At 59.7% G+C, this 12683-nt stretch carries 9 protein-coding genes and 2 pseudogenes; 4 read left to right on the forward strand and 7 right to left on the reverse strand.

From position 1 onward, the window contains the following. Nucleotides 1-91 precede the first annotated feature (91 nt). The gene (locus KSS93_RS12970) at nucleotides 92-1006 is read right to left on the reverse strand and encodes a LysR substrate-binding domain-containing protein (RefSeq protein WP_217888591.1); all 915 of its coding nucleotides are present in this window, start codon (nucleotides 1004-1006) and stop codon (nucleotides 92-94) included. A gap of 122 nt (nucleotides 1007-1128) precedes the next feature. On the opposite strand from KSS93_RS12970, the gene KSS93_RS12975 reads away from it, so the two are divergent. The 3 genes and pseudogenes from KSS93_RS12975 to KSS93_RS12985 form a co-directional block, all read left to right on the forward strand. Further along, nucleotides 1129-1989 carry a glutathione S-transferase family protein gene (locus KSS93_RS12975; protein ID WP_225917340.1) on the forward strand — a complete coding sequence of 287 codons (861 nt, stop codon included), beginning with the start codon at nucleotides 1129-1131 and terminating at the stop codon, nucleotides 1987-1989. After that, a complete protein-coding gene (locus KSS93_RS12980; protein WP_225917367.1) occupies nucleotides 1874-2809 on the forward strand; it encodes an LLM class oxidoreductase in 936 nt (311 codons plus the stop codon). Before KSS93_RS12975 ends, KSS93_RS12980 begins: the two co-directional genes overlap by 116 nt. Before the next feature lie 236 nt (nucleotides 2810-3045). After that, a pseudogene (locus KSS93_RS12985) lies at nucleotides 3046-3291 on the forward strand (transposase); the annotation flags it as partial. Nucleotides 3292-3408: 117 nt separating this feature from the next. On the opposite strand, the gene KSS93_RS12990 reads toward KSS93_RS12985, so the two are convergent. Further along, nucleotides 3409-4392, reverse strand: coding sequence for an IS5-like element IS2000 family transposase (locus tag KSS93_RS12990; protein WP_217888593.1), 984 nt, complete (start codon nucleotides 4390-4392; stop codon nucleotides 3409-3411). Between the two features lie 82 nt (nucleotides 4393-4474). On the opposite strand from KSS93_RS12990, the pseudogene KSS93_RS12995 reads away from it, so the two are divergent. After that, a pseudogene (locus tag KSS93_RS12995) lies at nucleotides 4475-5626 on the forward strand (IS1182 family transposase); the annotation flags it as partial. Nucleotides 5627-5915: 289 nt separating this feature from the next. On the opposite strand, the gene KSS93_RS13000 reads toward KSS93_RS12995, so the two are convergent. From KSS93_RS13000 to KSS93_RS13020, 5 genes are all read right to left on the reverse strand, one after another. After that, nucleotides 5916-8375, reverse strand: a complete 2460-nt coding sequence (locus KSS93_RS13000) for a TonB-dependent siderophore receptor (RefSeq protein ID WP_225917341.1) — start codon at nucleotides 8373-8375, stop codon at nucleotides 5916-5918. Nucleotides 8376-8446: 71 nt separating this feature from the next. Next, the gene (locus KSS93_RS13005) at nucleotides 8447-9385 is read right to left on the reverse strand and encodes a FecR family protein (RefSeq protein WP_217888594.1); all 939 of its coding nucleotides are present in this window, start codon (nucleotides 9383-9385) and stop codon (nucleotides 8447-8449) included. A 52-nt stretch (nucleotides 9386-9437) separates the two neighbouring features. Beyond that, on the reverse strand, nucleotides 9438-9938 hold the full coding sequence (locus KSS93_RS13010; protein ID WP_217888595.1) for an RNA polymerase sigma factor: 501 nt from the start codon (nucleotides 9936-9938) through the stop codon (nucleotides 9438-9440). Nucleotides 9939-10298: 360 nt separating this feature from the next. Beyond that, nucleotides 10299-11735: an IS1182 family transposase gene (locus KSS93_RS13015; RefSeq protein ID WP_217888727.1), complete on the reverse strand. Its 1437-nt coding sequence runs from the start codon at nucleotides 11733-11735 to the stop codon at nucleotides 10299-10301. Nucleotides 11736-11882: 147 nt separating this feature from the next. Beyond that, nucleotides 11883-12680 carry a molybdate ABC transporter substrate-binding protein gene (locus KSS93_RS13020; RefSeq protein ID WP_217888596.1) on the reverse strand — a complete coding sequence of 266 codons (798 nt, stop codon included), beginning with the start codon at nucleotides 12678-12680 and terminating at the stop codon, nucleotides 11883-11885. Nucleotides 12681-12683 lie beyond the last annotated feature (3 nt).

Below are 12683 nucleotides of genomic sequence, written 5' to 3' on the forward strand. Positions count from 1 at the left end.
TCGAATGCTCATGTTCTTCCTTGATATCGACTGTTGCGACGTTGGCTGAATCTGGCTGTTTCCAACGCTCCAGCCCAGCCACCAGCATCGTTCATGAATGATCAGTAAGGGCTGGCAGCTGTTCCAACTCAAGTTGCCCGCGAATCCAACCCACAAACGCCTGCAGGTGCGGGCGCTCCAGGTTCTCCTTGCGCGCCACCAGGTAGTAGGCAAAGCGCGACGGCCAGGGCCGGTCCAGCGCGACCACCAGCCGGCCACTGGCAAGGTCTTCCTCGGCGTGCTGCGCCTGTACCAGGGCGATGCCCTGGCCACTGGCGGCCGCCCGCAACAGCAGCAGGTCTTCATCGAAACTCGGGCCCCGGCGGCTGCGGCTGTCGGGCTCGACGCCATGGGCCTTTAGCCACAGGCTCCAGTCGGCCCGGTCGGCATCCTGCAGCAGCGGGTAGTGCAGGCAATCCTTTGGTTCATCCAGCGCAGGCCCGCCGGCCAGCAGGCCGGGGCTGGCGACCGGTAACAGCACCGGCGCCAGCAGCGGGATCGACTCCACCCCGGGGTAGTCGCCCAGGCCATGGCGCAGCGCGATGTCAACGGGGTCACGCAGCAGGTCCACAAGCTCGGCGGTGGACTGCACGCGTACGTCGATTTGCGGGTACTGCGCGTTGAAGTCGGGCAGCCGTGGTACCAGCCAGCTGGAGGCGAACGAGGGCTGGGTACTGATGGTCAGGGTATTGCTGCGGGTGAGGGCCTGCAGGTCGAGCAGCGCGCTCTCGATCTGGCCGAACCCGCGCGACAGCCCCGGGTAAAGGCTCGACCCGGCCTCGGTAAGTTGCACGCCATACCGGCTGCGGGTCAGCAGGGTGACCCCCAGGCGGTCTTCCAGCAGGCGGATCTGCTGGCTGATGGCGCCGGGGGTAACGCCCATGCGTTCGGCGGCCGCCTTCAGGCTGCCCAGGCGTGTGGTTTCGCTGAAGGCACGCAACGCAAGCAATGGCAGGACTGCACCCATGTAAACCAACCTTAGAAAAACTAAATCAAGCGAGAGGAATGATCGTTAGAAGGCCCGAGGCCTTGGCCCTAGCATAGCGTGGCGCCAAACAAACCCGGATCAGTATTTTTAAGGTGAACAGCATGCAGGACGCAGCACTTGTGCTTTATACCGACAGCTCCCCCAACGGCTTCAAGGCCACCATCGCCTTGGAGGAAACGGGGCTGCCTTATCAGCTGGTTCACGTGGATATCGACCGGGGCGAGCATCGCCAGGCTGAGTTTCTGGCGCTCAACCCGGCAGGCCGCATTCCGGTATTGGTCGACCGCAAGGCCAATATCGTGCTGTTCGAGTCGGCCGCAATCCTGTTGTACCTGGCGCAATCCAGTGGCCAGTTGCTCGAGCAGGCAGCACAGCCGCGCTGGGCGGCGATCATCTGGTTGATGTACCACAGCGCCAGCATGGGCCCGTTACTGGGGCAGCGCGTGCATTTCGAGTGCTTCGAGGCTGTGCCCAACCCGGCGGCGCAGAAGCGCTACCGCGCCCTCACCGAGGCTGCCTTCGCGGTGCTCGACCAGCGCTTGGCCAGCCATTCGTGGTTGGCCGGTGAGTCCTATTCGATTGCAGACATCGCAAGCTTTGCCTGGCTGCACATTGCTGCGCTCGTAGGCTTTGACTTCAGCCACTACCAGCACCTGAACCGCTGGTACCGCCAGGTGGAACAACGCCCGGCCGTGCAGCGCGGTATCCGTCTGCCTGCGCCTGCCACTGGCCCCTTAAACCGAGCAAGGAATGCCCATGAACTTCACCCACAGCAAAGGGGCCAGCGCCGATGCGTTCGCCCAACACCCCGGTTATCGCCGTATGTTCGCCGAGGGTCACCTGACCATGGGTATTTTCCTGCCGCTGCGTTTCTACCGCGGCGACATGGCTGTACTGCGCGGGCAGGCCCGGCTGGTCAGCGACATCGACCGCCTGGATTTTGCGGCCGTGTGGGCCCGTGATGTGCCTTTGTATGACCCAGGCTTCGGTGATGCCGGCCAGGTATTCGACCCGTTCACCTACCTGGCCTACCTGGCGGCCCATAGCCGCAAAGTCGCCCTGGCAACCGGCAGCGCGATCTTCACCCTGCGCCATCCCATCGACCTGGCCAAGGCTGCGGCCAGCGTCGACTGCCTGTCGGGTGGGCGCCTGGTGCTGGGTATCGCCTCGGGCGACCGCCCCGTGGAGTTTCCGGCCTATGGCCTGGAGCATGAACGCCGCGGGGAGCGCTTCGCGCAAAGCGTGGATTACTTCAGGCAGCTGCTGGGCAGCCAGCAGGCGCCTATCCATTCGCCGTTGGGCCAGCTCGATGGCGCGCGGTTGCTGCCCAGCCCCGTCACGGGGGGCATTCCGTTGCTGGTAACCGGCTCGTCACGCCAACCCTTGCAGTGGCTTGGCGAACAGGCCGATGGCTGGATCACCTACCCCGAAGCCACCCACGACAGCCTGGGGCCCAGGCGCCTGGGCGAGAAGATCCGGGCCTGGCGGACGCTCATTCCCGGGGCAGGCTTTCGCCCGCATGTGACCAATGAGTGGATTGACCTGGACGAGAACCCGAACTTCCCAAGAACGCCGCTACAGGGTGGCTACGTGCTGCGCACCGGCCGCAACGGGTTGATCGAGTTGTTGCAGCAGTGGCGCGAGGCTGGGGTCAACCATGCCGCGCTGGGCATGCAGATGGCCCGGCGCCCGCCGCAGCAGATCATCCAGGAACTGGCAGAAGAAGTGCTGCCGCTGTTTCCATCGCTGAATGGGCCGGAGCCTTGTGTGCAGGACTGGTAGCTGTCGGTGAAAAGACCACCAAGTGCTGGCTCTTGCGGCCCGATCTGCAAGCGCTTTATGTCGATCACTAAACCGAGTACGCCAGCATTGCGTCCAGGCTTGCAAGCATTGAGCGGCAGCATTCGACCCAGGCTGTGTGAAAACGCACGTGATTGTCTAACCTTCTGATCGTCGAGATCGTGGCGGGGACGATCATGAAGCGATTCATTAAAGGTGAATCTCGGACGTAAGTCACGTTGCTGCCGGAGTGCCTGGACGATTACATCACCGAAGAAAATCCAGTTCGGGTGGTCGACGTTTTCGTCGATGAACTCTACCTCGGAGCACTCGGCTTCGAGGGTGTCGATCCGGCTGCAACGGGGCGCCCGGCCTACCATCCAGCAGTCCTGCTGAAAATCTACATCTATGGCTACCTCAACCGGATTCAGTCCAGCCGCCGGCTTGAGCGCGAGGCAGAGCGCAATGTCGAGTTGATGTGGCTAAGAAAACTCCGAACAAGTTGCCCATCAGCCGGAAATGGGCGGCTTGGGGATGCCGAAAAGCCCGATTTTCAGCCGCTGATTATTGGAAAACCAAGGCACAACCTTGGTTTTCTGCCCTCACGGGCGCACCTCTCCCGCAGCAGGCAATAATTGCCGGCGCACCATCCACAGATTCGACAGCGCAAATAGCGTGGTCAGTTGCGCCGTGTTCTTGGCCAAGCCGCGAAAGCGAGTCTTCACATAGCCGAACTGGCGTTTGATCACCCGGAACGGGTGCTCCACTTTCGCACGTACTTGCGCCTTGGCCTTTTCGATCTTGCGCTTGGCTTTGTAGAGCACGCTGCGTTTACTCAAGTGTTTGTAGGTGCTGCGGCGGGCAGCGATCTGCCATATCACCTGGCGCCCCTCGTGTTCTGACCGCTTTTCCACGCCTGTGTAGCCCGCATCCGCACAGACGACATTCTCTTCGCCATGCAATAGCTGAGCGACCTCCGTCACGTCAGCTACGTTCGCGGCAGTGCCGTGAACGTGATGCACTAGGCCCGACTCAGCATCGGCACCAATATGCGCCTTCATGCCGAAGAAGTACTGGTTGCCTTTCTTCGTCTGGTGCATTTCCGGATCGCGTTTGCCTTCCTTGTTCTTGGTCGAACTGGGTGCGTGGATGATCGTGGCATCGACGATCGTGCCCTGGCGCAGCGACAAGCCTTTGTCTCGCAGGTACGCGTTGATGGTTTCCAGAATACCCGCCGCCAACTGGTGCTTCTCCAGCAGATGCCGGAAGTTCATGATCGTCGTGTCTTCGGGGATCGGGGCGCTGAGCGTCAGTCGAGCGAACTGGCGCATCGAGGTGATCTCGTACAACGCTTCCTCCATGGCGGGGTCGCTCAGTGAAAACCAGTTTTGCAGCAGATGAATGCGCAGCATGGTTTCCAATGGATAGGGTTTGCGACCGCCACCTGCCTTTGGGTAATGCGGCTCGATCAATGCGACCAGTCCGCTCCACGGTACGACCTGTTCCATCTCGGCCAGGAAACGCTCACGACGGGTTTGCTTGCGCTTACCGGCATATTCGAAATCGGAGAAGCTCATCTGACTCATGGGCAAGACTTGTTGGCGTGGATGAACGGAGCGCTATTTCAGCACAGGTCAGGCTGCCTGTGCTGACTTGATCGGAGAATCCCTAACGGGCCGGTTGGCTCCCGACTTCAAAACGATTGCCGACTTTCGCCGGGACAACGGCAAAGCCATTCGCAGCGTGTGCCGGCAATTCGTAGTGCTGTGCCGCAACCTCAATCTTTTCTCCCAGTCGATCATTGCCATCGACGGCAGCAAATTCAAAGCCGTAAATAACCGCGACCGCAACTTTACCCAGGGCAAGATCAAGGCGCGCATGCAGCAGATCGAGCAGAGCATTGACCGCTATCTTGCGGCGATGGATTCGGCGGATCGGGCAGCGCCCGAGGTCGCCGAGGCCAAGGCTGAACGGCTGAGCGAAAAAATAGAAAAGCTGAAACAGCAGATGACGAGGCTCAAGGACATTGAAGCGCAGCTTCATGCCAGCCCAGATCAGCAAATCTCTCTTACCGATCCTGATGCACGCTCAATGGCCACGAGTGGCCGAGGTACTGGCACGGTTGGCTACAACGTACAAACAGCAGTCGATGACAAACACCATCTGATCATTGCTCATGAAGTCACCAATGTTGGTAATGACCGAACACAGTTGAGCAATATGGCGAACCAGGCACGCGAAGAGATCGGCGCTGAGTCGCTGACAGTGGTCGCCGACCGAGGCTATTACAAAGGTCCGGAGATCCTCGCTTGCGAGCAGGCCGGGATCACCACTTTTGTCCCGAAACCACTGACATCAAGCAGCAAAGCGGAAGGCCGATTCGGCAAGCAGGACTTCATCTACATCGCTGCATCGGATGAATACCGATGCCCTGCGGATCAACTACTGACTCGCAGGCATTCTTCGGTGGAAGACGGCATGTTGCTGCACTCCTACTGGTTCTCTGGCTGCCAAAGTTGCTCCTTGCAGAAGCAGTGTACGACGGGTAAGGAACGCCGGTTGAAGCGCTGGGAGCATGAAACGGTAGTCGAAGCGGTGCAGATCCGATTGGAGTATGACCCCGGAAAGATGAAGGTTCGCCGGCAGACGGTGGAGCATCCCTTCGGAACGCTCAAATACTGGATGGGAAGCACCCACTTCCTGACCAAAACCCTGCCGAGGGTAAGCACCGAGATGAGCCTTCACGTACTTGCTTACAATCTCAAACGAATGATGAGCATCTTTGGCATCGCTGGGCTGATTGAAGCGATCAGGACATGAGTCCAAGCGTTTATGCGTCCGTATACGGCTATCTGGGTCGCTGCCGCGGCCCAGATAGCACAGGCAGCGCCTGGCGCCCGACTGAGTTAGACCTGCACTTACATCTGCTGAATTTACAGGCTGACCCAGCTTCTTTCGCTACTCGACGTACTTATTTGCGTTTTCACACGGCCTGGACCCGTAGCTGCCAGTGAGGCCTGCGCTCCATTTAGCAATTGCTGTTGGGCTCATCGACAGCGTCGGGTTGAGTGCGCTCATTTGCGATGTCTTGCCGGTTGGCACGCCTACATCAAAAAACAGGCGTGTAACGCACGGTCAGCATCAGGTTGCGCGGATCGCCGAAGCTGTTGGCCCCCCAGCTGTTGCTGATGTTTTGGTAATAGTGTTTGTCGAAGGCATTGTTCAGGTTGGCCTGCAATTGCCACGCGGGCGATGGCCGGTAGGCGATCATGAAGTCGCTTACGCTATAGCCCCCCTGTTTCACCCCAAAGCCGGTGTACGCGCTGCTCTGCGTACGCCAGCCACCACCCACCGTCCAACGCTCGAGCTCACCGGGTAGTCGGTAGGTGGTGAAGACCTTGAACAGGTTGTAGGGTGTCTCGCTGTCGAAACGCTCACCCTTCTCTGCCGAGCCTGTGGACTTGGTGTACTCCGCTGCAGCGTAGGTGTAGCCAGCAGACAGCTGCCAACCAGGCGCCAGCTCTCCGCCCACCTCCATGTCCACACCGCGGGTTCGCACTTCGCCACTGGCCTCATAGCAGGCGCTGACGCCAGGGGCACATTGAGCGGACGGCAAAGATTTGGCGAGGTTTTCCTGCACAAGCTGGAATACCGCCGCGCTGGCGTTCAGCGCGCCACCGAAGTACTCACCCTTGAGGCCGGCTTCATAGTTGGTGCCGGTGATCGGATCCAGCAAGCTGCCGCTGGCGCTTTGTGCAGCCTGTGGCTTGAAGATCCGCGTCCAGCTCGCGTACACCGAGTAAGTGTCGTTCAAGTCGTAGATTACGCCGGCGTAGGGTGTGAGTTCCCGGGTAGCCTTGTAATCGTCACCGAAGCTGTATTCCCCTGAATGGGTAAGCTGCTCGTATTCGTACCAATCCAGACGCGAGCCGAGAATCAGCCGCAGGTCGTTACGCAGATTGAAACGCACCGTGGCATAGGTACTCGATTGTTCTTCATGCCCGGTACGCGACCAATTGTTGTCTATATCAGGCTTGGGATAGGCACCCGGTTCAAAGTGCTGCGGGTCGACGATCACATCCGAGCCAATGCCCGGGCCGCCAGGGCCATCATTGGTTTCGTCGCGCCGCCAACTGGCACCGACGACCAGTTCATGGGTAGCGCCAAACAAGCTGAAAGGACCAGAAGCGTAGGTGTCCAGGCTCTTCTGGGTGTGCTGGTAGGTGTAGCGACCGATGTTCAGGTGGTAGGCATTGTTCTCGTCGGTGTAAAGGCTGCCGCCGAGCATGTCCATGTCGCCGCGCAGCCAGGTGGCGTTCAGGCGCAGCTTCCAGTCATTGTCGAAGCGGTGCTCGACCTCGGCGAATGCACTGCTGTTCTTCTTGTTCCAGTACGTCCAGTTTGGCGCCGTGCGCGTCGACCGTGAAAAGTCGAAAAAGCTGCCGTCGGGGTGGGTAGGCAGCCCGTTCCAATCAGCGCCGGGGTTGTCTTCGCGATTGTACCAGGCGCCAAGGGTGAGGGTAGTGGCCGGGTCCAGATCATATTCGGTGATGCCATAGAACAGCTGCCGCGTATTGCCATAGGCGTCGACGAAACTGTTGCGGTCCTGATAGGCGCCGACGAAACGGCCACGCAAGGTGCCGCTGTCGTTCAACTTATTGCTGATATCGACCTCCCCCCGATAGTCGTCCCACCGCCCCGCGCTGCCGGTAAGAGACAACTGCGGCGTCAGTGTCGGGCGCTTGCGTATCAGGTTGAGGGTGCCAGAGGGGTTGCCAGCCCCCACCATCAAGCCCGAGGCACCCCGTACCACTTCCACATGGTCGTACATGGCTAGCGTCGAGGTACCGAGGGTATCACTGTCATAGGCCACGGGCAGGCCATCGATCATGATGTTGTCGATGGCGGACCCACGCGAATAGAACTCGGGGCGCTCGCCACCTGTCTTGCGCAGGGTCAGACCTGGCGTGTAGGTGGCAATGTCCTCAAGCTTCTGCAGGTTCTGATCGTCCATGCGCTGGCGGGTCAACACTGTCACCGATTGCGGGGTTTCGCGCAGCGAGGTCGGCAACTTGGTCGTCGTCTGCATAGCCCCGGTGGTGTACGACCCGGTGTGCTCGCTGGTCATGCCCAGGCCCTGCCCCTCAATGGTGGTCGCGCCCAGCTGCACCGTCGTTTCGGTGTCGCTGCGTTGCTGCAGGTAGGCGCGGTTGCCATCGGCCATGACAAAACCCAGGCCGGTGCCGGCCAACAGTTGTTGCAGCGCAACGCCAGCCGTGTATTGACCGTTTACCGTGCTGCTGGTCTTGCCGCGGGTCAACGCGCCGTCGGCGAACAGCTGGATGCCACTGCTGGCGGACCACTGCGCTATCGCGCTTTCCAGTGGCTGAGCGGCAATGCTATAGGGGTGTGTTTGCGCCTGGGTGGCGCTGGCTGCGTGTGCTTGCGGCGGGGCGACGAGCGTGTAGACGCAACTCAAGGCGCTGACCAGCAGCAGAGGCTTGATGGGAGTGCTAAGGGTGGGCATTCGAATTTCCAGTCCGTCTTGATGGCAGTACTCGCAACTCATTCTCGTTTGCGATTAAGACTAATGACGGACCACCGGCGTAACACAACGACGCGGTTTTTTGAGTTTTTTCACTAGCGCTGAACGGGGCGTACCAAAGTAAGCCACGGGCCGAGCGTGGTAACACGAATCGGCAGGACCACCTGTAGGCTCTGCAACGCCGCATCAACCTCTGGAGCTTGCATCGCTGCCGTAACTCGCAACTGGGCAAGGCTGTTGTCCGTCAGCAGCAAGTGCGCGCGGGAATACGGTTGCAGACGCTGCAGCACCTGCGTCAATGGCTCATCGCGGAACACCAGGCGTTGCTCACGCCAGGCCAACTGTTGGCCGGGATCGACATGCCTTAGTGCGCCAATGCCCTGCGCGTCGAAGTGCAGAGCCTGACCCTCTCCAGCCTCGGCCTGCTGCCCCGCACGGCTGACCCGCACGCTGTGCTCGGTCACGGTCACGTTCGCGCCGCTCTCCAGCACCTGTACGTCAAACGCGGTACCCAAAGCCCGTACATTGCCACCTGCGGCTTCGACGATGAAAGGCCGCGTCGGGTTGGCCGCCACCTTGAACCAGGCTTCGCCCTGGTACAGATGCAGGCGACGCTCACCGTCGCTGAAATTCACGCTCAGTGCAGTTTGCGGAGCCAGTTGTACGGTAGAGCCGTCTTCCAACGTCCAACTACGTATCTGGGCCACGTCGGTGCGGTAATCTGCCCAGCGCGCGGGCGAAAGGCCGAACACTGTGACGGCAATCAGCACCGCCGCGGCGCTTGCCAACCCTATGGACGTGCGCCTGGAAATACGCTTACGCAAGGTGCGGCTGGCGGCAATTTGGGCGTGGCCCGCTATCCCTGCTGCACTCCACACCTGGCTAGCGCGCTGCCAGGCAGCCGAGTGGCTGGGGTTGGCGGCAAGCCACTGCGCGAATGCCTCATGCTCGGCCGGTGTCGCCCCCGCATCCTGCAGGCGAACGCACCATTCAAGCGCCTGGTCCAAAGGGGTGTGGGAGTCGTGTTCGTTCATTATCCAAGTGCAGGCTGGTGACGGTGAAAACGCACGCAGTGTAACCATCCTTTCATGACATTGCCTTCTCGATGCGCTGCATAGCCTTGACCATCTGGGAAACCACGGTGCTTTTAGAAATGCCTAAGCGCTTGGCAACCTGCTGGTGATCTAGCCCATCGATACGGCACAGGATGAAGACTTCGCGGCAGCGCGGCGGCAATTCGGCGATCACCTGCATCACCTGTTGCAACTCGCGGCTCAATTCGGTCTTGCGCGCCGGGTCGCATTTACCGTCCGGGATCATCTCGACCACCACCGGGTCGGCCTGCACCTCGATGCCCAGGGCTTCACGACGGCGGATATCCATGCCGAGATTGCGGGCAATGCGGAAGATATAGGCCCGAGGGTTGCTGATACGCTCGCCTACCTTGCGGCTGGCCACACGCAGCCAGGTTTCCTGGGTCAGGTCGTCAGCGATGGTAGTACTTCCGAAGTGACGCACCAGGTAGGCTTTGAGCGCTTCACGGTTGTCTAGAAATGTCGATGTCAGATGATTGCGATCTTGCGGCATTCGCCAAGCGTCCTGCGCAGCGGCGGGGAAAATGGTAGCAAGGTATCATTTGTTGCTAACAATTCTCAACTGCGTGTATTGACCGGGACGTGTGGGTGTAGGGTTATTCACTCCTACAGGATTCGCTTCAACTAAGAGGAATTGGGCAAGCCAACAGCGCTTTGGATCAGTGTCCGCAATGGGTCCAGGCCGTGTGAAAACGCAAATAAGTACGTCGAGTAGCGAAAGAAGCTGGGTCAGCCTGTAAATTCAGCAGATGTAAGTGCAGGTCTAACTCAGTCGGGCGCCAGGCGCTGCCTGTGCTATCTGGGCCGCGGCAGCGGCCCAGATAGCCGTATACGGACGCATAAACGCTTGGACTCATGTCCTGATCGCTTCAATCAGCCCAGCGATGCCAAAGATGCTCATCATTCGTTTGAGATTGTAAGCAAGTACGTGAAGGCTCATCTCGGTGCTTACCCTCGGCAGGGTTTTGGTCAGGAAGTGGGTGCTTCCCATCCAGTATTTGAGCGTTCCGAAGGGATGCTCCACCGTCTGTCGGCGAACCTTCATCTTTCCGGGGTCATGCTCCAATCGGATCTGCACCGCTTCGACTACCGTTTCATGCTCCCAGCGCTTCAACCGGCGTTCCTTACCCGTCGTACACTGCTTATGCATGGCGCAACTTTGGCAGCCAGAGAACCAGTAGGAGTGCAGCAACATGCCGTCTTCCACCGAAGAATGCCTGCGGGTCAGTAGTTGATCCGCAGGGCATCGGTATTCATCCGATGCAGCGATGTAGATGAAGTCCTGCTTGCCGAATCTGCCTTCCGCTTTGCTGCTTGATGTCATCGGCTTCGGGACAAAAGTGGTGATCCCGGCCTGCTCGCAAGCAAGGATCTCCGGACCTTTGTAATAGCCTCGGTCGGCGACCACTGTCAGCGCCTCGGCACCGATTTCTTCTCGTGCCTGGTTAGCCATATTGCTCAGTTGCCCGCGATCATTACCAACGTTGGTCACCTCATGGGCAATGATCAGATGGTGCTTGTCGTCGACTGCTGTTTGTACGTTGTACCCAACTGTGCCGGAGCCTCGGCCGCTAGTGGCCATTGAGCGGGCATCTGGATCGGTAAAGGAGATTTGCTGATCGGGACTGGCGTGAAGCTGCGCCTCAATGTCCTTGAGTTTTTGCATCTGCTGTTTCAGCTTTTCGACTTTGTCTTTCAATCGCTCAGTCTTGGCCTCGGCCACTTCCGGCGCTGCCTGATCGGCTGAATCCATTGCCGCTAGATAGCGGTCAATGCTCTGCTCGATCTGCTGCATGCGCGCCTTCACCTTGCCTTGAGTGAAATTTCGGTCGCGGTTGTTCACGGCTTTGAATTTGCTGCCATCGATGGCGATGATCGATTGGGAGAAGAGATTGAGGCTGCGGCAAAGCACTACGAATTGCCGGCAGACGCTGCGAATAGCTTTGCCGTTGTCTCGCCGAAAGTCGGCAATCGTTTTGAAGTCGGGAGCCAACCGGCCCGTTAGCCACATCAGCTCGACATTGCGCTCTGCCTCGCGCTCAAGCCGGCGGCTGGACTGAATCCGGTTGAGGTAGCCATAGATGTAGATTTTCAGCAGGACTGCTGGATGGTAGGCCGGGCGCCCCGTTGCAGCCGGATCGACACCCTCGAAGCCGAGTGCTCCGAGGTCGAGTTCATCGACGAAAACGTCGACCACCCGAACTGGATTTTCTTCGGTGATGTAATCGTCCAGGCACTCCGGCAGCAACGTGACTTGCGTCCGAGATTCACCTTTAATGAATCGCTTCATGATCGTCCCCGCCACGATCTCGACGATCAGAAGGTTAGACAATCACGTGCGTTTTCACACAGCCTGGGTCGAAAACAGACGTTCACGATCGGCCGCTCAGGCGAGCCCTTGGCGGCCCCAGCGCAAACACCTTCAAAGAGATGTGCCCTAAGGTGAAACAATCGGCTCAAACCCCGAATCTTTCAATGCCTGCGCCGTCCGCCTGCTTTGCAGGTAGCCGATCAAAGCCTGTGCACCTTGAGCCTGCTGCGCATTACTGGTGACGCCTGCGGCAATCACGTTCACCCGCTGGACGGCTTCGGGTAACGGGCCAACCACTTGTATACCCGGCACTGCAAGCAGTTCACTCATCTGTTGCAGCGCCACATCTGCCTGTGCGCTCAACAGCGCCTGGCCTGCCAGGCCCGGAGCATCGATGACCAGGCTTTTGGGCTTTACCTGCTCAGCGATACCCAGCCGCGGTAACAGCGCCGAGGCGACATATTGCCCGCTTACGCCGCTGGAGAATGCGATGGCCCTGGCGCCCAGCAAGGTGCGCCGCAGCCCCTCCACGTCGCTGATATCGGGCCGGGGCGCGCTGCTTTGTACGGCAAGGCCGAGACGTGAAGTGGCAATGTCCCTGACTGTGTCTGCCCGCAGATAACCGCCCGCAACCTGCTCATCGAGGGCCTCGCGAATCATGAGCACAACATCTGCCTTTTCTCCCCGCGACAGCCGTGTGGGCAACGCATCTGGCGCGCTTGCATAGGAGGCGCCCCAGCTGAGCACAAGCCGGTCACCGCTCGCCGACTCGAACGCGGGGCGCACGTTTTCGAGCAGGGGCTTGAGCGCCGTCGAGGCCAGGACATGCAGGTCGGCCGCACTGGCGGTGGGTAGCATGCCCGGCATAGCGCAGGTGCAGAACATGGCCATCTGGCCGAAAAAACGCCGGGCGCTTTGCTTCATGTG

It is taken from the genome of Pseudomonas xanthosomatis (assembly GCF_019139835.1).
GTDB classification, from domain to species: domain Bacteria; phylum Pseudomonadota; class Gammaproteobacteria; order Pseudomonadales; family Pseudomonadaceae; genus Aquipseudomonas; species Aquipseudomonas fakonensis.